This is a genomic window from Streptomyces sp. NPDC025793 (assembly GCF_055558375.1).
On sequence record NZ_JBVHMR010000063.1, the window covers coordinates 1 to 19,891 of the forward strand.

At 69.2% G+C, this 19,891-nt stretch carries 20 protein-coding genes and 4 pseudogenes; 10 read left to right on the forward strand and 14 right to left on the reverse strand.

Annotated features, from left to right (window positions below; genetic code table 11):
• The first annotated feature begins 323 nt into the window (after window positions 1-323).
• Window positions 324-497 (forward strand): hypothetical protein, encoded by a 174-nt coding sequence (locus tag ACZ4MF_RS44720; protein WP_467499606.1) that lies wholly within the window; start codon window positions 324-326, stop codon window positions 495-497.
• 3 nt (window positions 498-500) lie between these two features.
• On the opposite strand, the gene ACZ4MF_RS44725 is transcribed toward ACZ4MF_RS44720, so the two are convergent.
• On the reverse strand, window positions 501-1,421 hold the full coding sequence (locus ACZ4MF_RS44725; RefSeq protein ID WP_467499608.1) for an AEC family transporter: 921 nt from the start codon (window positions 1,419-1,421) through the stop codon (window positions 501-503).
• Window positions 1,422-2,189: 768 nt separating this feature from the next.
• Here ACZ4MF_RS44725 and ACZ4MF_RS44730 point away from each other — a divergent pair.
• From ACZ4MF_RS44730 to ACZ4MF_RS44740, 3 genes are all read left to right on the forward strand, one after another.
• Window positions 2,190-2,909, forward strand: coding sequence for a rhomboid-like protein (locus tag ACZ4MF_RS44730; RefSeq protein ID WP_467499610.1), 720 nt, complete (start codon window positions 2,190-2,192; stop codon window positions 2,907-2,909).
• A gap of 64 nt (window positions 2,910-2,973) precedes the next feature.
• Complete coding sequence (locus ACZ4MF_RS44735) at window positions 2,974-3,219, forward strand: hypothetical protein (protein WP_467499611.1); 246 nt, start codon at window positions 2,974-2,976, stop codon at window positions 3,217-3,219.
• Window positions 3,220-3,375: 156 nt separating this feature from the next.
• Window positions 3,376-3,702 (forward strand): hypothetical protein, encoded by a 327-nt coding sequence (locus tag ACZ4MF_RS44740; RefSeq protein WP_467499613.1) that lies wholly within the window; start codon window positions 3,376-3,378, stop codon window positions 3,700-3,702.
• Between the two features lie 43 nt (window positions 3,703-3,745).
• On the opposite strand, the gene ACZ4MF_RS44745 is transcribed toward ACZ4MF_RS44740, so the two are convergent.
• From ACZ4MF_RS44745 to ACZ4MF_RS44755, 3 genes are all read right to left on the reverse strand, one after another.
• A complete protein-coding gene (locus ACZ4MF_RS44745) occupies window positions 3,746-4,687 on the reverse strand; it encodes an alpha/beta hydrolase (protein WP_467499615.1) in 942 nt (313 codons plus the stop codon).
• Between the two features lie 181 nt (window positions 4,688-4,868).
• A complete protein-coding gene (locus ACZ4MF_RS44750; RefSeq protein ID WP_467499617.1) occupies window positions 4,869-5,465 on the reverse strand; it encodes an NADPH-dependent F420 reductase in 597 nt (198 codons plus the stop codon).
• Window positions 5,466-5,507: 42 nt separating this feature from the next.
• Complete coding sequence (locus ACZ4MF_RS44755) at window positions 5,508-6,326, reverse strand: 3'(2'),5'-bisphosphate nucleotidase CysQ (protein ID WP_467499619.1); 819 nt, start codon at window positions 6,324-6,326, stop codon at window positions 5,508-5,510.
• Window positions 6,327-6,463: 137 nt separating this feature from the next.
• Between ACZ4MF_RS44755 and ACZ4MF_RS44760 the strand changes: the two genes are divergently transcribed.
• Complete coding sequence (locus ACZ4MF_RS44760; protein WP_467499621.1) at window positions 6,464-7,357, forward strand: LysR family transcriptional regulator; 894 nt, start codon at window positions 6,464-6,466, stop codon at window positions 7,355-7,357.
• 300 nt (window positions 7,358-7,657) lie between these two features.
• On the opposite strand, the gene ACZ4MF_RS44765 is transcribed toward ACZ4MF_RS44760, so the two are convergent.
• Window positions 7,658-8,767, reverse strand: a complete 1,110-nt coding sequence (locus ACZ4MF_RS44765; RefSeq protein ID WP_467499623.1) for an FAD-dependent oxidoreductase — start codon at window positions 8,765-8,767, stop codon at window positions 7,658-7,660.
• A 124-nt stretch (window positions 8,768-8,891) separates the two neighbouring features.
• Here ACZ4MF_RS44765 and ACZ4MF_RS44770 point away from each other — a divergent pair, with 124 nt between their 5' ends.
• A complete protein-coding gene (locus ACZ4MF_RS44770) occupies window positions 8,892-9,485 on the forward strand; it encodes a TetR/AcrR family transcriptional regulator (RefSeq protein ID WP_467499625.1) in 594 nt (197 codons plus the stop codon).
• A 294-nt stretch (window positions 9,486-9,779) separates the two neighbouring features.
• Here the strand turns inward: ACZ4MF_RS44770 and ACZ4MF_RS44775 are convergent, their stop codons facing one another.
• Window positions 9,780-10,103: a putative quinol monooxygenase gene (locus ACZ4MF_RS44775; RefSeq protein WP_467499627.1), complete on the reverse strand. Its 324-nt coding sequence runs from the start codon at window positions 10,101-10,103 to the stop codon at window positions 9,780-9,782.
• Window positions 10,104-10,250: 147 nt separating this feature from the next.
• Between ACZ4MF_RS44775 and ACZ4MF_RS44780 the strand changes: the two are divergent.
• From ACZ4MF_RS44780 to ACZ4MF_RS44790, 3 pseudogenes are all read left to right on the forward strand, one after another.
• Window positions 10,251-11,082: pseudogene (locus ACZ4MF_RS44780) on the forward strand (helix-turn-helix domain-containing protein).
• 151 nt (window positions 11,083-11,233) lie between these two features.
• Window positions 11,234-11,455 (forward strand): annotated as a pseudogene (locus tag ACZ4MF_RS44785) (SDR family NAD(P)-dependent oxidoreductase); the annotation flags it as partial.
• Window positions 11,456-11,610: 155 nt separating this feature from the next.
• Window positions 11,611-11,785, forward strand: a pseudogene (locus ACZ4MF_RS44790) (IS630 family transposase); the annotation flags it as partial.
• A 30-nt stretch (window positions 11,786-11,815) separates the two neighbouring features.
• Here the strand turns inward: ACZ4MF_RS44790 and ACZ4MF_RS44795 are convergent.
• From ACZ4MF_RS44795 to ACZ4MF_RS44810, 4 genes are read right to left on the reverse strand one after another with little or no spacing between them, the layout of a single operon-like run.
• A complete protein-coding gene (locus ACZ4MF_RS44795) occupies window positions 11,816-13,063 on the reverse strand; it encodes an ABC transporter permease (RefSeq protein ID WP_467499629.1) in 1,248 nt (415 codons plus the stop codon).
• Complete coding sequence (locus ACZ4MF_RS44800; protein ID WP_467499631.1) at window positions 13,054-13,764, reverse strand: ABC transporter ATP-binding protein; 711 nt, start codon at window positions 13,762-13,764, stop codon at window positions 13,054-13,056. Before ACZ4MF_RS44800 ends, ACZ4MF_RS44795 begins: the two co-directional genes overlap by 10 nt.
• On the reverse strand, window positions 13,761-14,975 hold the full coding sequence (locus ACZ4MF_RS44805; RefSeq protein ID WP_467499633.1) for a peptidoglycan-binding protein: 1,215 nt from the start codon (window positions 14,973-14,975) through the stop codon (window positions 13,761-13,763). Before ACZ4MF_RS44805 ends, ACZ4MF_RS44800 begins: the two co-directional genes overlap by 4 nt.
• Window positions 14,972-15,508: a hypothetical protein gene (locus ACZ4MF_RS44810; RefSeq protein WP_467499635.1), complete on the reverse strand. Its 537-nt coding sequence runs from the start codon at window positions 15,506-15,508 to the stop codon at window positions 14,972-14,974. Before ACZ4MF_RS44810 ends, ACZ4MF_RS44805 begins: the two co-directional genes overlap by 4 nt.
• 457 nt (window positions 15,509-15,965) lie before the next feature.
• Here ACZ4MF_RS44810 and ACZ4MF_RS44815 point away from each other — a divergent pair.
• Window positions 15,966-17,046, forward strand: a pseudogene (locus tag ACZ4MF_RS44815) (IS630 family transposase).
• 26 nt (window positions 17,047-17,072) lie between these two features.
• Here the strand turns inward: ACZ4MF_RS44815 and ACZ4MF_RS44820 are convergent.
• The 4 genes from ACZ4MF_RS44820 to ACZ4MF_RS44835 form a co-directional block, all read right to left on the reverse strand.
• Window positions 17,073-18,131, reverse strand: coding sequence for a sensor histidine kinase (locus ACZ4MF_RS44820; RefSeq protein WP_467499637.1), 1,059 nt, complete (start codon window positions 18,129-18,131; stop codon window positions 17,073-17,075).
• A complete protein-coding gene (locus ACZ4MF_RS44825; protein WP_467499639.1) occupies window positions 18,128-18,784 on the reverse strand; it encodes a response regulator transcription factor in 657 nt (218 codons plus the stop codon). Before ACZ4MF_RS44825 ends, ACZ4MF_RS44820 begins: the two co-directional genes overlap by 4 nt.
• A gap of 31 nt (window positions 18,785-18,815) precedes the next feature.
• Complete coding sequence (locus ACZ4MF_RS44830; RefSeq protein WP_467499641.1) at window positions 18,816-19,286, reverse strand: ATP-binding protein; 471 nt, start codon at window positions 19,284-19,286, stop codon at window positions 18,816-18,818.
• Window positions 19,287-19,473: 187 nt separating this feature from the next.
• Window positions 19,474-19,857: a RidA family protein gene (locus ACZ4MF_RS44835; RefSeq protein ID WP_467499643.1), complete on the reverse strand. Its 384-nt coding sequence runs from the start codon at window positions 19,855-19,857 to the stop codon at window positions 19,474-19,476.
• Window positions 19,858-19,891 lie beyond the last annotated feature (34 nt).

The window sequence follows — 19,891 nt, forward strand, 5'->3', positions numbered from 1 at the left end:
TCAACATGGACATGCCCACCCGACGGCTCGTACGGCTGTCAGTACCACGATCGAGCGATCACGAACCGAGGAAGATCGGACTTAACGCCCACTGAGTGCTCCAGTCGGCGTGCGAGCGTGCGAGTTGGCTCCCCAAGCGTTCTACGTCTATGGCGCGGTGAGATCAGTGTGAAGGCGCACAGGCACCGCCCCCCCCCGGGCGATGGCCAGCTGCGCAACCTCGCCATCGGTGCACTCCGGCACGCGGGCCACGACAACATCGCCGCCGGGCTCCGCCACCATGCCCGCGACCCCCGCCGCCCACTCGCCATCTTCGGCATCACGTGATCAAACCGGACGGATCCTCGGAACGACACCACCCTGCCATCATCACGCTGTGCGGCGAGCCGCAGGCAGACGTCTATCGCGTCCTGCACGCAGGCAAGTTCTGCGACGAGCTCCTGCTTCCGGAGCCGTTCGACCTGGAGCTCGACACTGGCGAGTTCCCCGTCGACTGACCCTCATCCCAACACCGCCGCCACCCCCACCAACACCGGTACCGACGCCACCGTCGACAGCAGGATGGACTCTCTCGCCAGGGACTCGGCCACCCGGTACCGGCTCGCGTACGTGAACAGGTTCTGCGCGGCCGGCAGAGCCGAGGTCACCACCACGTCCAGCAGCGGGGCGCCGTGCAGGCCGAAGACGCCCCTTGCCAGTACCCACGCCACGGCCGGTTGGCCCAGGGACTTCAACGCCACCGACAGCAGGACCAGTTGACGGTCTCGCCCCCGGCCAGGGGCCGCGCTGCCGTGCAACGACATGCCGAAGGTGAGCAACGCCGCCGGTACGGACATGTTGCCGATCAGGGTCAGCGGATTCATCACCGGGCCCGGTACGTGCCAGCCTGCCGCCGACACCACCACCCCCGACAGCGAGCCGATCGCTATCGGGTTGCGGAGCGGGGTCAGCAGGCGCTGCCACAGCCCGCCCTTCTCGCCCATGCCCGACAGGTCCAGGATCGTCAGCGCCAGCGGAGTCACCAGGACCACCTGGAACAACAACACAGGCGCCACCAGGCTCGCGTCACCCAGGACGTACGCCGCGATCGGGATGCCGAGGTTGCCCGAGTTGACGTAGCCGGAGCACAGGGCGCCGATCGTTGTACGGCCCGCGTCCCAGCCGCGTAGCACGCCGATCGCCGCGAAGAAACCGGCCACCGCGGCCGTGCTCAGCGCCGTCACCAGCAGGCGCGAGGAGAAGAGGACCGACAGGTCGGCCTTCGCCAGCGTCGTGAAGAGGAGCGCGGGGCCCGCCACCGTGAAGGCCAGCCGGGTGAGGACCTCGATGCCCTGGTCACCGAGGGTGCCGCGGCGGCTGAGGCCGTAGCCCACCGCGATGACGATCGCGATCACCGCGAAACCGCTCAGCACCCCCTCCACGGGGCCAACCCTCTACGGAACAAGGTGTCCCGGTCAATGTGATCTACATCGGTCTCGCGGGGGACGCGATGAGTGAGCCGTCCGCTCCGGCGGTCTACGCCGGGTGGTTGCAAGGTGTGCAGAGTGGCCCCAGGCGGCCCCGCCACCGTGCGCGACCACCAGGGCGTCATCTGCGCTACGCCCGGGCGCTGCAGATCGGTGGCACTGGCCGGTTCACCAGCCGCTCCGGGCACGACAACTGCTCGGCCGTCCCTGGCTCGAGCAGGGCCTCTTCGACGGCGACCACTTCCGGGTAGACCACCGATGCGTGTCCCGCGCTCCGCCACCGGTCCAGGTCATTCCCTGCGTTGCCGCCCGCGACCTGGTGCAGCCGACGCGGCCAGACCTTCTCCTGTTCCCAGTACAGGGCCTCGTCCCACCACCGGCACACCACCCATACGCCAGGCCGAACACCCGCTCCGCTTCCACACCAGCCCGCCCCGCACCCCGCGCCACCCCTGCCCACCGCCGACGCGCGGAGCGACCTCTGGCAGCACGAACGTCGCAGTGTGCGCAAACTGATGGCTACCCATCAGTTTGCGTGCCGGGCGGACCCAACGGAGACCTACTACAGCATCGCTTGGTGAGAACCCCTCTCATGTTGGCCGCCGTCGGAACCGGCCGCGGTGGCTGACGGTCTCTTGGAAGAGCGGGCACATCGCCCTTGAGTGCCCGATCTCGGGTGACAAGCGTCGATCAAAAGCGTACGAAAGCAGGGAAATGAGGGCTGTGGAGACGTTGAGACGGCGGCTGCCGGGTACCGCCGTATACGTGACGGCCCTGCTGCTCACCGCTTGGTGGCTGAAGGGACAACCGGCGGCGGAGCGGGCCCGCTTCATGCGCCACAACAGCAGCAACGTGCACCACCTGGATGTCGGCAAGTGGTGGACCCTGTTCACGAGCGGTCTGGTGGTCGACGGTGTACCGGCCGTGGTCGGTATCGCCGCGGTGGCCGGGGTTCTGGGATGCGCCGAGTGGCGCTGGGGGACACTGCGGGCGTGCGGAATCTTCGTCTTCGGTCACCTCACCGCGACCCTGCTGACCGAGGGCGCCCTGTGGCTGATGCACGTCGCCCATCTGCCAGGCGTGCCCACCCGGGCCCGTGACGTGGGCATCAGTTACGGTCTGGTGACGACCACCGCCTGCCTGCTCGCTCTCACCGCCGGCCGGCTCCGCCGCTATGGCCTGCCGCTGCTGGCCGCGGCGCTGACGGCCGCGCTGCTGTACGACCAGGAGCTCGCGGACGTCGGCCACCTGGCCTCGCTCGCGCTGGGCTCCCTAGCCGCCCGCACGGCGTGGCTGCGCGCCCCGTCCGGCCCCCCAGTACGCACGATGCCCGTCGCACCCGATCCCGTCGGCGCCGCAGTGCCGAGCGGGAATGCCCCGGTGAGGAACAAGGGCGTCGGTGCACGCGGTACGCCAGGAGCAGTGCCGAACGGCGGGCGTTGAGTGGTTCGCTGTCCCAGGCCGACAGCCGCGGGAAGAACTGCAGCGAGAACGGTTCGTCCCCGCCGTGGGTGAGCCCGACGCCTACTGGCGGGCTGCCGCCCTACTTGAGCAGCTGGTCTTGCTGCGCCCGCTGCCGGCCCGCAACGCGTACTTCGCGTATGGCGTGGCGGTGGCGTACATCCGGGCCTCCGGGGAGGAGATCGGCGACTCTTTCGAGCCGTGGCGGGACCTGATCACCGACATTCGCGCGCTGCGGCTCACCGTCTACGACATCGCCGACCGTCTGCGCTCCTGGCGCAGCACCGGGTGAACCGTACGGGCGCGCGAGCGGGGACAGCCGCCGTCCGCCCCAAGACGCTCGGGTGAGACAGCGGCCACCGAACCGTCCTGAAGCAGACATGCGGGGCCCGGCCTGTGCAGCACAGGCCGGGCCCCGCATGTCCCGCGTCCTACGGCGACGACTCAGGTGCTGACCTTCTCCTCGGCGCGCCCCTGCACCCGCAGCGGGGCCGACGCCAGGGAGCGCAGGACGTCCAGCGCCGCTGTCGAGGAGCAGCACCGCCCGGCCGCCGATGGAATGCGCTTCAAGGGAACTTGGGACCGGCGGCACGTGGCGGCCGTCGATCGTGATCGGAGCGGCGCCCGCAGTCACGGCGACATCGGCCAGAACATCCAGCAGTGCGCTCTTGCCGATGCCGCCGGGATCCTGAAGAACAAGCGCGCCGCCTGCGCCCAGCATCGACCGGAACAGTTCGATCTCCCCGGTGCGCCCTGCAAAGGCACGCCGTCGTAGCTCACTCAGCCGCTGCCTGATGATCGTCACGAGGGTGGGCGGGTCAGTCGTTGAACGCCGTGGCCACGGCATCTCCGAGCTGACGCAAGACGTCCCGTGAGAGCTGCACGGAACCGGTGAACGAGAAGAAGGCGTGGGTGGCACCCTTGATCGGGAGGTGCGTGACCGGCACGTTGGCTTCGGCGAGCTTCTGAGCGTACCGGTCACCCTGGTCCCGCAGCGGATCGTGTTCGGCGGTGACGATGACGGCGGGAGGAAGTCCGGCCAGCTCGTCGGAGCGCGCCGGCGAGACGCGCAGGTCGGCGCCTTCGTCGGGCGTGTTGAGGTAAAGGCCCCAGAACCACTCGAGCCAGCTGCGGCTCAGCAGCGGTCCGGCCATGTTCTCGTACATGGAGGGGCTGTCGTCGAACCGGTCGACCGCTGGGTACGCCAGTACCTGCAGTGCGATGTGAGGTCCCCCGCGCCGCTGCGCTTCCTGCGCGAGGGCCGCGGCGAGGTTGCCGCCGGCGCTCTCGCCGAACACCGCGATGCTTTGCCCGTCGCCGCCGAAACTTCCGGCGTTGGCCGCGACCCATGTCAGGGCGGCGTAGGCGTCTTCGATCCCCGCCGGGAAGCGGTGTTCGGGCGCGAGCCGGTAGTCGACCGAGACCACGATCGTGCCGGAGCGGTTGGCCATGATGCGGGCGATGTGGTCCTGGCTGTCCAGGTCTCCGAGGACCCATCCGCCGCCGTGGAAGAAGACTGTCACGGGCCGCGGCCCGGAGCGCGGGAGGGTGGCGGGGGCGTAGATACGGATGGGGACCTCGAGGCCTTCGGCGGCGGCCATTGCGTCGTGCACGCTGCCGACGGGCTCGACGTCGCCCGCGAAGGTGGAGAAGCTGCTCACGAGGTCGCGGTTCTCCGCGACCGTTCGACTCTCCGGTGCCCGTTCGCCTCCTTCGGCCAACTTCTCGAGCAGGGCAACGATCTGGGGGTCGAGGGACATGATGAGGACCTTCCTGGAGCCGGCGAAACGACACGAATGGGAATGACTGTTCCCATCTCTACAAGTCGCTGGAGTGGAGCAGCCGCAGTGTGATGCCGTCCGGCACTGATACGCCGGCCCTGGCTGCGCTGTCGTATCCGTTCTGGATGTGGGTCTGCCGGGGGCGGTGCGCTGCGTATGGTCAGCGGGCGATCGAGATCGCGAAGGGTGTGAATCCGGTGGACCGGATGACGTGCGGGACGAAGAGGATCGCGGCCTCGGTGGCGCGGGCGGTCTGGATTCCGCCGAGGTCGGTGATCCACTCCTTGTGCCAGCCGAGGTCGGTGAGCAGTTCACCGACGGTCTGCTTGGCCTGCGGGTCGTCGCCGGAGAGGAACGCGGTCGGTGTCTGGGTGAGCGTGGCCGGCGCGGTCATCACAGGGAAGAGCATGGTGTTGAGGGTTTTGACGACGCGGGTTTCGGGGAGGGCGTCCTGGAGTTGCTCGGCGAGGCTTGAGCCGGGGTAGATCAGGTCGGCGGGTAGTCCGTCCGGTCCGTCGGCGGTGGCGTTGGAGACGTCGACGAGGATCTTGCCGCGCAGTTCCTCGCGCAGGGCGGCGAGCCGGTCCAGCGAGCCGGCTCCCGGGGTGGCGTTGATGACGATCCGGGCTGTCCGGGCAGCGTCGGCGGCGGCGCCCGGTGTGCGGTCCGCCACGGTGACCTCATGCCCTGCCCGGGTGAGGGCTGTGGCCAGGTTGCCGCCGACGCGGCCGCTTCCGAGAACTGCGATCGTGGTCATGATGGTGTGGTCCTTTTCGCGGGTGCGGGTTGTGGTGCGCGGTCAGCGTGAGAGCGTGGCGACGGTCTGGGCGTGGACGCCGGGGGCGGCGGCCAGGAGGCTTTCGCTCTGTGGGGTCCAGGGGCGGCCCTGGGCGTCGGAGATCTGTCCGCCGGCCTCGGTGACGAGCAGTGCCCCGGGGAGCAGGTCCGAGCGGGCACCGGCGAACTGCCAGAAGGCGTCGATCCGGCCGGCGGCCACGTTCAGCAGGTGCAGGGTCGCGGGCACGGCGGTGCGCACGACGAGCGCGTCGAAGAGCATCGCGGTGATCGAGGAGCCGACGCGCCGCACGACCTTCTCGTCCTCGTCCGGCCGGGCCTGGCTGGTGGCCACGATGCTCAGGCCGAGGTCCGCGCTCTGGGAGACGTGCAGCGGCCGGCCGTCGAGGTGGGCGCCCGCGCCGGCGAGCGCGGTGTAGGTCTCGCCGGTCAACGGCAGGTGGACCGCGGTGAGCACCGGCTGGTTGTCTCGCACGAGGGTGGCGGTCACCGCCCACTCCGGCAGGGCGTGCAGGTGGTTGACGTTGCCTTCGGCCGGATCCACGACCCACCATTCACCGGGCGGCAGCGCCCCGCCGTCCAGTTCGTCCTCCACCCAGCCGGCGTCCGGGCGCAGGCGCGTGAGGCGGGGGCGCAGGATGTCGAGGGCCGTGTGGTCGTTGGCGGCGAGGGCGCGCATCAGCTCTTCGCGGGTCTGGTAGCGGACCACCTCGCCGAAGCGCTCGCGCAGCGCCGAACCGGCCTCACGCACGGTGTTCGCGGTCTGGCTGAGCAGGCCAGCGCCGAAGGCGGCGGCGTCAGTGGTCTGAAGCGATTCGGACATGGTGAACTCCCTTGTGAGAAGGAGGTGATGAGGCTCTTCTGGCCGAACTGTGCGCTCGGTTCAGCGCTCTGGTCTCGACGGTATACAGCCCCTTGATTAACTTCAAATGCATGTAAAGCACGGCTAGGATTACTCCCATGCAATTGGATTTGAACCTGCTGGCCGCGCTCGACGCGCTGCTGGAGGAGGGGAGTGTGGCCGGGGCGGCCGCGCGCCTGCATGTCACCGCCCCCGCGATGAGCCGGAGTCTGGGCCGAATCCGGCGCACGACCGGGGATCAGATCCTGGTGCGCACCGGCCGCACGATGACCCCGACGCCGTATGCGATCGCCGTCCGGGAACAGGTACACGAGCTGCTGCACCAGGTCCAAGGGGTGCTGGCACCGAGCCGTGAACTCGATCTGGCAACGCTGGAGCGCACCTTCACACTCCGCTGGCACGATTCCCTGGTCGCCTTGAGCGGCCCCGCACTGCTCGCGGCCGTGCGCGGACAGGCGCCGGGCGTGCGATTGCGCTTCGTCGCGGAATCGAGCATCGACACCCCCGAGTTGCGGCGCGGCGAGGTCGACCTGGAGGCGAACGCCAACCGCCCGAGCGCACCGGACATCCGCGCCGAGAACGTGGGCGAGACCCGTCTCGTCATCGTCGTGAGGAAGGGGCACCCCCTCACTCGCGTCAGGACCGTCACCGCGGAGCGATACGCCGCCGCTGAGCACGTCACCGTCTCGCGACGTGGAAACCTCAGCAATGCCCTCGACGACGCCCTCGCGCGGCTCGGCCTCACCCGCCACGTGGTGGCGGCCGCGCCCACGGAAGCGGCCGCGCTGGAGTTCGCGCGCGGCTCCGATCTCCTTATCAGCGTCCCCGAAGCCACCGCGCGGTCCGCGGTCGCCGACCTCGGCCTGGTCGTGCTCCCTCTCCCGCTCGAACTGCCGCCGGCACCGGTCTACCTGTCGTGGCATCAGCGCTACGACACCGACCAGGCCCACGCCTGGCTGCGCGGGCTGGCGCGAACCGCGCTCGCCCTGTGAGAAGCGCCGTAGGCGGCGCCGTCCGGCCGCTTCACCCATACATCCACGCGACCCACCTCGATGCCGCACGGCCGGCCGCTGTGCGGACCCGCTTCGGCCCCGGCGGTAGGAGTACACGACCAACCTGAACGGGGCCGCAAAGCCCGAGCTCGCCGAGAATGCAGGACACGAACGTCTCGACAGACTCCTGGCCGCCTACCCCCATGCGGCGCGGGCCGTGGGGCGGCCGGCGCGACGCCTGCGGCTCACGATCGCGGATCTGTTTGCCCTGCTCAGTCAGCCGGTCGGATACAAGTCCCTTCAGGAGGCCGTCGCAGGAACGAGGTGGTCGAGTCCCTTCGCACTCCCCGTCGCGGCCTCGATCGAGCGCGGCAGCATGATGCTCTCGTAGGCGCGGACGGCGTCGTCGACGCTGGACTCGGTGACCAGTGCGTGGGCGAGGTCGGCGCCGTCGAGCATGGCGAGATTGGCGCCCAGCCCCACCGGGGGCATCAGGTGCGCGGCATCGCCGAGCAGCGTGACGCCGGGAACGTGTTCCCAGGTGTGCGGGGCGGGCAGGACGAACAGGGGCCGGTGGATGAACCCGTGGTCGCTGTTCCGCAGGAGGTAGCGCAGGCTCTCGTCCCAGCCGTCGAACAACCTCTCCAGGTGTGTCCGCACGGCCCGCCGGTCGCCGAGGTCGATACCGGCGGCCTCATGCCAGTCCTTGGGCGCGCGGAGCGCGATGTAGGCGCGGATGTGGCCGTTGCTGTTGCGCTGGGCCACCAAGGTCCTGCCGGCGCCCTTCGCCAGCATGGATCCGTTGCCGACCAGCCGCGCGAGGTCGGGATGGCGGGTGTCGCAGTCGTCGAATCCGGTCTCCACGAAGGTGACACCGGTGTAGTCGGGTACGGCGGACGACAGAGCCGGGCGCACGCGTGACCAGGCGCCGTCGGCACCGACCACCAGGTCGAAGTCCTCGGCGGTGCCGTCACCGAACAGCAGCCGGCAGGTGCCGTCCGCCAGCGGGGTGACGCCGGTGACGGCACGGCCCCACCGCACTGTGCCCTCGGTGAGCGAGTCCAGGAGCAGACCACGCAGCTGGCCTCGGTCGATCTCCGGCCGGCCGCCGTCGGCGGAAGGTCCCTGCTGCGCCAGGAGGGCGGCGGTGGCGAAGTCGTGCACGCGCCACTGGTCTCCTTCGGGGCGGCAGAGGGCGTGGAATCGGTCGAGGAGTCCCGCCGCACCGAGGGCGGCCTGGCCGGTGTCGGGATGCATGTCGAGGGAGCCGCCCTGCGGGCGGGCGTCGGCGGATGCCTCGCGTTCGAAGACGGTGACGGAGCGGCCGTGTTGCTGGAGGACTCGGGCGCAGGTCAGGCCGCCGAGGCCGGCGCCGACGATCGCGACGCGGGGATCACGAGCAGAGTTCATGGGAGTGCCCCTCGGGAGGTGGGTGAGCCGGCGGGAGACCCGGCATCACCAAGAAAGCACACTCGATAAATAAGCGCAATGACTAAACTTTCGCAGCGACTGCACTTCGAGGTACGGTGGGCGAGTGACCGAAACGACCGGGCGCCGCGAGCGCAAGAAGGCCCAGACCCGCCAGTCCCTGGCCGACGCCGCGCTTGAGCTCTTCCTCGAGCGCGGCTACGACCAGGTCGGCGTCAAGGACGTCGCCGACCGTGCCGACGTCTCGGTGACCACCCTGTTCAAACACTTCTCCGGCAAGGAAGCCCTGGTCTTCGATCAGGACGACGAACTGGAAGCAGAACTCGTCGCCGCCGTGCGCGAACGCACCCCGGGCCAGTCGATCCCGCAGGCGCTGCGCGAGCACCTCCTGCTGAAACAGACCCAACTCGCCGTCCACGCCACCGACCCGCGGTTCGCCGACTTCACGCGCCTGGTAGAGGAGACCCCCGCGCTGCGCGACTACGCCCACCGCATGTGGACGCGCCACGAAGCGGCCCTGGCCAGGGCCGTCGCCGAGGCGGTGGGTGCGCCCGAGGATGACGTCAGCTGCGCCGCCCTGGCCCGTTTCGCCCTTGAGGCCCGCAGCCTCATCCTGCGGCACGCCGAACCGCGCCGAGCTGCCGACGAGGCCTTCGCGCTGCTCGAACACGGCTGGGCAGCCTCCCATCCGAGCAACTGACCGGGCTGCCAGGCGCCCCGCTGTGCGCGGTGGCGGTGCGCGCTCGGGACCCTCGGTGAGGCCCTCCGCGAGGCGTCCTCCCTCGATACCCCCTCGGCCGGCATCGGGTAAGAACGACCGGCAAAAGGTATCGGGTGTGGGGGAGGGCGCAGAGCAGGTGCGGGTCCACGTGATCATGGTGTCTCTACGCTCAGCGATCACGAAGGACACGGCCGTGTCCGCGTTGCCGTCTTGCTGCTCGAAACCGCTCAGCGTCGGAGGACGACGATCACGACCGCCGTGCTCCGGGTCGGCCTACCGTTCCGGGCGGAACGGCTGCAGGAAGCGGATCCCGTCCTCGATGCTGCCGTCCATCAGTCCCAGCAGTTGGGGCACCAGGTCCTGCATGCGGGGTGCCTGCAGGTGGCTTTCGAGGGCCTCGCGGCTCTCCCAGCGCTCGAAGATGACGAACACGCCCGGTTGTCCCTCGACCTGGTGAGCCTTGTAGCCGATGTTGCCTGCGTCGTAGCGCGATGCGGTGACGGCGGCTGTCATGAACGCCTTCATCGCGGCTTCCTTCCCGGATTTGGCCCGGGCTTCCCACAGCACGGTGACGTAGTGGTTCGACGTGGTGGTCATGCTTGCTCCTCCTGACTCCGAACAGCATCGTTGCGCGCCGTTCACGACTCGACACTGAGCCCCCGGGGAGCGTCGGCGGGAGCTACGGGACTTCGTGGTACAGCGCGTACCACCCAGCGGGGCGGGGTGTGCGGGAGGATGGTGTGCATGGATCAACTCGGTGCAGCGCTGCGGGCGTGGCGGGACCGGCTGGACCCCGCGACGGTGGGCCTCGCACACGGCTCGCCCCGTCGGGTCCCCGGTCTGCGACGCGCGGAGCTGGCGATGCTGGCCGGCATCCCGGTCGAGTACGTGGTCCGGCTGGAGCAGGGACGGGTGGCGACACCCTCGGCGCAGGTCTGCTCAACCCTGGCTCGCGCCCTGCACCTGTCCGACGACGAGCAAGCTCACTTTTTCCGCATGGCCGGTCATGCAGCGGATCCGAGCCGGGTCCCACGAACGATCCCATGGAGCCTGTACCGGATCGTGGACCAACTCGGCGGCAACCCGCTGGCGATCTACGACGCCACCTGGCAGTTGCTGCACTGGAATCCGCTGTTCGCGGCCGCATTCGGCGATCCCACGGTCCGCGGTGTGGGAGACCGCAACGTCCTGGTCTGGCAGTTCCTGGGTGAGCTGCCCCGGGTCCGGCAGACGGCGGCCGAGCGGGTGGCGTTCGAGGAGTCCCTCGTCGCCGACCTGCGCGACGACGAGCCGGTACCCCGACGATCCCGACCTCGCGGCGTTGGTATCGAGGCTGAACCTCAGCCCACAGTTCTGCGAGTTGTGGAGCCGCCGAGCGGTGGGCGGTCACCAGAGCGCGCACAAACTCGTCCAGCACCCGGATGTCGGAGACATCGCCATGAACTCCGACATCCTCAACACCCAGGACACGAACCTCCGCCTCGTGGTGTACACGCCGCAGCCAGGCACCGACGCCCGCAGCAATCTCGAATTCCTTGCGGCCGTAGGGGTCCAGAGGATGTCTCCTCAGGGATGAAGGCTCGCTTTCTGCCTCGTCCGGTGGACCAGGCTGCTGGGTGGTACGCGCGGTACCACGAAGTCCCGTAGCTCCCGCCAACCCTCCCAGGAACCCAGCATGGAGTGCGTGAACAGCGCACGACCGTGCTGTTCGGACCAGGAGGACCAGCATGACCACCACATTCATCACCGGGGCCAACAAGTCCCTCGGTTTTGAAACCGCTCGGCGCCTCGTCGAGGCGGGGCACACCGTCCTCCTCGGTGCCCGCCACCGTGAGCGCGGTCGGGCCGCGGCCGAGTCGCTCGGCGCCCGGTTCATTCAGATCGACGTGACCGACGACGCCTCGGTCCAGGCCGCGGCCGCGGATGTCGCCCTGCATGAGGGAACGATCGGCGGCCGGAGAGCGATGACACTGGCTCGCCTGCCGGAGCCGCTTCCCGTCTGGCGGGCACCTGAGAGGACGAAGCCGCGCAGCGGCCTGTCGGCGCGATGCGGTTGGCCCAGGACGCCTGGGTCGGGGTGAAGCACAGCTCGGTCGTGTGCCGGGTGGCCGACTTCGCTGCGGCTGACCTCAGCCAGCTGACCCGCGTGATCAAGCAGACACTGAGGAAGATCCAGTACCGGCCTCATCTTCGGTGGCTGCCTCCCGCCGACTGGCCTGATCATGGACAACGACGCGACCAGATCATCGGATTCCACGGGTTCAACACTCTCCACGTGACCCGCACGCGGCCGCGTTGGCGATTCTTGCTCAAAGAGAGCGCAGCGCCTCTGTCGGAGCGAGCCGGGATGCCCGTAGGGCCGGGTAGAGGCCGGCCAGGACACCGACTGCCATGGCGACGGCGGGTCCGGTGGCCAGGATGGTCGGAGGGATTACTGGGGGCCAGTTCTCCCAGGTGGCGTATCCGAAGACGCCGATGGCGCCGAGTAAAGCGCCGATGATGCCGCCGACCGCGCCGAGGACGGCGGCTTCGATGAGGAACTGGGTGGCGATCTGTCCTGTGCGTGCGCCCAGTGAGCGCCGCAGACCGATCTCGCCGCGGCGCTCCATGACGCCGACGACCATGGTGTTGGCGATGCCGACACCGCCCACCAGCAAGGCGACGGATGCCAGCGCGATGACGAGGCTGTTGAGCCCGGAGACGGTCTCGTAGCGGGCTTTGAGGAGATCGGAGGGACGGGAGACGGCGACGTTCTGTGGTGCGGCCGGGTTAGCGGTGGCACCCGCGACATTCTGGACGGCGGAGACCTTGTCGGGGTCGGTGCGCAGGTAGACGGTGCTCGCCGTGCCGTTGGCTTTGAGGTTCTTGACGGCGTTGCTCCAGCTCATCAGCACGGATCGGTCGATCTCAGGGGCGAGTTCATTGGCGCGCAGGATGCCGATGACGGCGTACCAGTGGTCTGCGATCCACACCCGTGTCCCCGGCGTGTAGAGGCCGAGCGCTTCCGCGGCGTCATGGCCGAGGACCACGGTCGGCAGGTGTTCCGAGGGGGCGTCCAGCCAGCGGCCGGCTGCGAGTTCGCCGCGCAGCGCTGACAGCAGGTTGCGTCGGGCGCCCACTACTTGCAGGCCGCCGTCACGGTCCTTGGGCATGTAGGGGGTTCGGTACACCTTGGCGTCGGTGGTGGTGATGGCGGTTGCCTGCTGGACCGGGCCGATACGGGCTAGCATCTTCTCCGCCTGCGGCGGCAGCGTGGTTTGCGTGCCGTCGAGGCCCTTGCCGGGTGAGATGGTGAGCAGGTTGCTGCCGAGCCTGTCGAGTTGTGCCAGTAGGTGGGCCTTGCTGGAGGCCGATACACCTGTGACGGCGACCAGGGCTGCGATGCCCAGGGCGATGCCGAGGGCGGAGAGCATGGCGCGCAGGCGCCGGATGCGTGGTCCGAGCGTCCCTTGCCGCAGGATGTCGCCCGGCCGCAGCCTGGCGGGCCGTGGCAGCGGTTCGACGTGGTGGGTCTGCGCGTCGCCACGCGGGGGAGTGAGGAAAGGAGTCACAGCCACGGCCCTCGCTTGTCGAAGGCGATGCGTCCGTCGCGGATGCCGATCCGGCGGGGGAAGGACTCGGCGAGTTCGGCGTCATGGGTGATGACTACGACGGTCGTACCTAGGGAGTTGAGGGTGCGCAGCAGCTCGACGATTTCCTGCCCGGAGTGGGTGTCGAGGGCACCGGTGGGTTCGTCGGCCAGCAGCAGCCGCGGTGTGCCGACGACGGCGCGGGCGATGGCCACGCGCTGCTGCTCTCCGCCGGAGAGCTGGTTCGGCTTGTGCTGGAGTCGGTGGCTGAGGCCGACGGTTTGTAGCACGTCGGTGGCACGGCGTCGCCGCTCCGAGGGCTCGACGCCTGAGTACAGCAGACCGGTGGCCACGTTCTCCACCGCGCTGAGTCCGGGCATGAGGAAGAACTGCTGGAAGACGAATCCGATGTCGCGGGCGCGCAGAACAGCCAGTTGGGCTTCGCTGAGCTGGTCCACCGGGTGGCCGGTGACTGCGAGGCTGCCGGAGCTGGGCCGGTCCAGGGTGCCCAGGAGGGCGAGGAGTGTGGATTTACCGGACCCGGAAGGGCCGACCACAGCGACGAGTTCGCCCTTTTCGATGGTGAGGTTGATGCCGTGCAGGACACGTGTCGGCGGGTCGCTGGGGAACTCGCGGACGACGTCGACCAGGTCCAGGACGGGAACGGGGGCTGCGGTGCCGGTGCTCACTCGGGAATCACCACCTTGGTGCCCTCCTTTATGTCGCCCTTGGTGATTTCTGCTCGGGCGTCGGCGACGAGTCCGATCGTCACGGGTACGAGCTTGTGCTGCCCGTCGGACTGGATGACCTCGACACCGTAGCCGCCCTCCGCGAGGGCGAGGAGTGCGGTGACCGGGACGGCGAGTACCTGGTTGGCCTTGTGGTCGCTCACGGTGAGAGTGGCCGGTCCGGGGCCGGCCGCCTTCACGGTCTTCTCGTCCGGGAGAGAGACGGTCACTTCCGACTGTTGTTTGTTGTCCCCGCTCTGGTCCTGTCCGCCGCCGTCCTGTTGTTGCTGGGCGCTGATGTGCACGGCGGTGACCTTGCCGCTCACCGTATTTCCGTTGGGGAGGCCGACCTTGAGGCCGGTCCCGGGTGATAGACGTGACAGTTGCTCGTACGAGATCTTGGCGGTGGCCACCAGTTGGGTGCCGGTGACCTTGAGCAGGGTTGTACCTGTCAGGGATGAGCCCACGACGCCCACGGTCTGGGACACGCGCAGGCGGGGCATGTCGAGCACGACGACCGATCCGGGGTCGACCTCCCCTGTCTGAGAGCTGCCCAGCTGTTTCTGCCACCGCTTCACGGCAATCTCGGTGGCGGTCGTGAAGGTGTCGTCGGCGGTCAGGCCCAGCCCTTCCGCGTATCCGAGGGCGATGAGGTTCCTCTTCAAGGCGCGGACATCCTCGCCCTGCATGTCCTTCCCGGTTCTGTTCTTCTTCAGCACCCGCCATAGCGGGCGGTCGCCCCGGAAGTACGGAATGCGGACTCCGTCGCGCTCCCACAGCCACTGCCCGGGCTGGACGACGTCCCCCACCTGCCGGATGGCGGTGAGGGTACCGCCGGCACGACCGACGGCCTCGATCTCGTGCCCGTAGCCGATAGCGCCCTTGACGTCCATGCCGGTCGACAGGGTCGTGCGCTCGACCACGGCGGTCGCTTGGGGCTTGGCGAGGCCGCCACCCGTGCCGCCGTGCTGGCCACTCAGCCAGCCCTGCTGCTGCGCCGTGACCGCCAGGGCGGCCACGGCCGTGGCGGCGATGACCGCGCCGGCGACTCGGCGGGAGCGGCCTGTACGGCGTCGGCCATTACGACGGCGGACGGTGGGGGAAGAGCAGTCCTCGGACTCTGTGTTGTCGCCGGACCGGTCCTGAGGTCCGGCCTCGGGGGCCGTACTCACTGGTTGCCCCCGTCGTTGACGAGGCCCACGCCGCCCGACATGTAGTCCTTGCACTTCTGAAGGACTTTGGTCCAGGTCTCGGGGGGGACGTCGGGCATCTTCAGCTGCGGAGCGCCGTTGACGACGCCCGGGTCGGCCATGTTCGGAATACCGTTCTTGCGGGCGCATGCGGCGAACTTGCGGGCGTCCTGCACGGCCTTCTCGTCATGCTGGGCCTGCAGCTGCTGCATGCCCGGAACCTTTTTGTTGCAGACCGCCATGGCCTTGTCGATGGCCTGCGCGTCGCTCTGATCGTCGGAGCCGCCGTTCTTGTCCGCGCCGGAGGCACTGAGGCCCACACCGTTGTCACCGACCGTCACTCCGGAGATGCCTTGGTCGCGCAGGCAGCTCTCGAACTTGCGATATGTGGACTCCTTGTCGACCGAGGGCGCGGTAGCGCCCTTCTTGTCGACGGATGCGACGTCGTTCCTGCCGCCGTCGGGACCGCTGCCGCAGCCGGCGACCAGCAGGACACCGGACATGATCAGAACCACGGATGACACCCGCGTTCGCACACGCATGGAAAACCTCCACAGGAAGTGGGCGGAAGGTCCGCCCACGAACACGACAAGAGGTACGGCAGGTGCGGTGTCGGCCCGGTAAGACGACGACTCACTCTCAGCTCACCGACCGGAGTAACCGTCGGCCGGGGCAGCCGTCCAACGAGACAAGCGAATGCCCAGGCGGCCGGGGCTGGGCGGATTCGGCCTGCACTCACCACTGGCTCACCGGTGCGTTCCTAGGGTGGAGCTCGTGGTGGCAGTCCCCACACGGCCACCTGGCTGTCACCCGTCGCCCGCCCGGCTCCCCGCGTCCCTCGCGGGCGGGCGACGGGGACACGGTGGGCACGCAGGGCCGTATGGCTTCACGGTCCTACTGACTGCGGCTCGTCAGGGTGAACTCGCTCGAAGTCCCTGATGGGCTGGCAGTGCTGGCTGTATCTGGTGGTGTGTGAGAGGTGGGGATGGGGGCGGGGTGTCTGCTGCGGGACGGTGGCGCCGGGAGACGGTACGGAATCAGGCGGCCGAGCTGTTCGAGCGGAAGATCAAGCCGCTGGAGGTGGCACGGCGCCTGCGGGTGAGCCCGAAGTCGGCCTGTCCATGGCATCAGCTATGGCGGGACGGCGGTGTTCGGGCTCTGGCCTCCCGTGGCCCGAGCGGATCGCGCTGCCGGCTGTCCCCGCGCTGCCTGGAGAAGCTGGCCGCGTACCTGGAGGAGGGGCCGGCTGCGCACGGCTGGGACCCGGACCAGGTGTGGACCGGTGCGCGGGTGGCGACGCTGGTCGGCAGGAAGTTCCACGTCTCCTACAGCGTCTCGGGGGCCACCCGGCTGATGCGCCGGCTCGGGTTCACCCCGCAGGCTCCTGCTCGCAGAGCCGCGGAACGCGACGAGCAGGCCATCGCCGTGTGGAAGGAGGCGACGTGGGGGAGGTAAAAGCGCCCGGGCGGCCTGTGACGGCTTCATCTGCTTCGAGGACGAAGCCGGGTTCACCCGCAGGCCGCCGAAGGGCCGCACCTGGGGCAGGCGGGGCATCACCCCGGTCGTGAGAGTGTCCGGCCGCCGTTCCGGGAGGGTCTCCGTCGCCGGGCTGATCGCGACGCGTCCGGGCTCGAAGACCCGGCTGTGCAACCGGCTGCGGCTGCACACCGGACGCAAGGGCGAGCGCCGCAGCCTGTCCGAGGACGACTGCATCGGCCCGATCGACGGGATGCACCAGCTGGTCAAGGCACCGATCGTGCTCGTATGGGACCGGTTGAACACCTACGTCTCCCACACCATGCGCGAGCTGATCGAGGCACGGGAGTGGCTGACGGTGTTCATCCTGCCCTCCTATGCACCTGAACTGACCGCGGTCGAGTACCTGTGGGCCCACGTCAAACGCAGTCTCGCCAACCTCGCGAGCGCGGCTCTCGACCGGCTCGAGGCCCTCGTCCGCAACTGACTCAAACGCCTCCAGTACCGCCCGGAGCTCCTCGACGGTTTCGTTGCCGGGCCCGGACTCTCCCTCGACCTCCCACCACCATCACCCTGAAGCGCCGAAATTCAGTAACGGCCGTGTCACGCGGAGGGGGAGCGGTCCGGGAGCGTCACACGCACTTCGAGGCCCCCGCTCGCACGGCATCGTGCTTCGACGGTGCCGTGGTGGGCGTCTGTCACCGCCTTGACCACGGAGAGGCCCAGACCGCTGCCGCGGGGGGCACTCGAGTGGGGGGTGCCTCGGCGGAACGGGGTGAACAGGTCCGCCGTCACCGCCTCCTCCAGCTTCGCACCGGTGTTGGAGGCGATCAGCATGCTGCGACCGCCGGCACGGTCGTGCCGGGTCGTGATGCGCACCTGCCCGCGAGGCACGTTGTGACGGACGGCGTTGATGACGACGTTGCTCACGAGCTGGGCGAGCAGCGGGACGTCGCCCTCCACGGGAGCGGGATCGAGTTCCGCGCGGACCAGGAGGTGAAGCTTCTCGATGTCCTCGCCGACGTCGGTGAGCGCGGAAGCGACGAGACGGCGCAGGTCGGTGCCGGTCGGGTGCAGGGTGCCGCTTTCGCCTCTGGCGAGGGCGAGGAGGGAGCCGATCAGTTCCTCGCTGCGCGTGGTCGCCGCGAGTGCCCGGTGGAGTGCCGGCTGCAGGTCGGCCGGTACCCGGCCCTGGGCGAGAGGCACTTCCAGGGCGGTGCGTTGCAGAGTGAGCGGGGTGCGCAGCTCGTGGGACGCCTGTGCGGTGAAGACCCGTTGTGCGGCGTAGGCCCTCTCCAGCCGGCCGATGGAGCGGCCGGCGAGTCCGCGTCCTAGGAAGGCCGCGCAGGCGGTCAGCAGGACCAGGGCGATGCCCGAGCGCAGCAGCAGGTCGTCGAGGACGGCGCTCTCGAAGGAGTCGAAGGCGTGCGCGGGCGTGCTCGAGGTGGCGGGTAGCGAGGGGGTAGCCGGGACGCTGTTGAGCAAGGGCACCAGGCTGTGGCCCCGTGCGCCGATGACCTGCCGGACCGAGAACCAGTTCAGTGCGAGCAGCACGCTGCCGGCGAGAAGCATGGCCGTGCTGTAGAGGAAGGTGAGTCGGTTGCGCAGCGACAGGCGCCGCAGGACAGCGGGCCACGGACCTCGGATGCGGGTGGCTTTCACAGTCGGTACCCGAATCGGGGCACGGTCTCGATCAGCGGGGGGTCGCCCAGCTTCTTGCGCAGCTGGTAGACCGCGACCTTGACGGCCGTGGTCTCGGGCGTCAGGTACGGATCCCACACCTGCTCCAGCAGGTCTCGGGTGGTCACGATGCCTCCGTCGGCCGCGAGCAGCACCTCCAGCACGCTGAGTTCCTTGCGGGTGAGGCCGAGGGGGCGCCCGTCCCGTTCGGCGAGTCGGCGTGCGGTGTCGAGCCGAACACCTCTGCGTTCCAGCACTGTAGGCGACCCTGGTGCGCCGCGGCGGCGGGCCAGGGCGTGCACGCGGGCCACCAGCTCCACGTAAGCGAACGGCTTGGCCAGGTAGTCGTCGGCTCCCAGCCCCAGACCCTCCACACGGTCGGAGATCGTGCCGGCCGCGGTGAGCATGAGGATGCGGGCGGGGTGGGTCGAGGCGACCAGGGTGCGGCATACGGCGTCGCCGCTGATGCCGGGCAGATCCCGGTCCAAGATCACCAAGTCGAAGTCGGTGGCAGCGGTCAGCTCCAAGGCGCGGGCGCCGTCATGGGCGACGCGCACGGCCATGCCTTCGCCACGCAGTCCGTCGGCGAGCATCTGGGCGAGCTCGACCTCGTCCTCGACAAGGAGTATGTCCATGGTCGTCAGTATCCGTTCGCATGGGTGAGCCTCAGGTGAGTCGTGGTCCCACCGACGGGACACCGGGCTGGGTGTGCTTCGCAACCGCGACCCACGCGATCTTGGTGCCGTCCCCGGGGACGCGGTAGCCCCAGGCTCCGCCGGTCAGCTCTTCGATGATGAACAGCCCGCGGCCGCGCTCACCAAGCCCGGCTGCCATGCTTTCTAGTCCGTGTCCCCGTTCTGGGGCATCCGGAAAACGCGGTATGTCGGGATCGCAGTCGCGGACCTCGCACAGCACATGCCGTGGGGTATGCCGCAGCACCAATTGGTAGGGGCCGCGGGCGTGTTCCGTAGCGTTCGCCACGAGCTCCGACACGGCCAGGACCGCGTCGGCTGTGGATTCTTCGCCCAGACGCAGTGGCCCCAACGCCTGCCGCAGAGCGATGCGAGCACGTACCGAGGCCCCCGGAGTAGTCCTCGTCCACGTCAGCAGCAGCGTCGAAGCCGGATGCAGCACCATCGAACTCACCGTCCCGGGAGGAGCGAGGCTGGTGTGCGAGACCCGCACTGCGATCCAACCTCATGAGAAATATAGTGCTCATTCAGAGCATCGGGAACCGGTTTGTCCGTTTTGTTTTTCGATTCTGCGCAATGCAGACGGCTGTGCTGCGTACGGAGCGCAGCACAGCCGCAACCGGAGCCTGCAATCAGGTGCGCACGGCCAGTACATCGGCCTCGATCAGCGCACCGGGAGCCAGCCCGGCGGTGACCGTGGTCCGCGGCGGGAACGGCTCGGCGAGGACACTGCGGTACGCGGCGTCCATCGCGTCGAAGTCGTCGTCGCTGGCCAGGTGGACGCGGACCATCAGGACATCGTCCCAGTCGGCGCCGTCGGCAGCCAGGATCGTCCCGAGCTGTTCGAGTACGCGCCGGGTCTGTCCGGCCGCGTCGGTCTTGAGCAGTGCGCCGGTCGCGGGATCGGTGGCGATCTGGCCGCAGACCTGCAGGAACGGGCCGATCCGGCGGGCCTGGCTGTAGGCGCCGACCGGCAACGGGGCCGCTTGGGTGGTGACGGTGGTGAAGGGCATCATGTCTCCGGATGAGGGTGGTGCGGTAGCCGGGCTT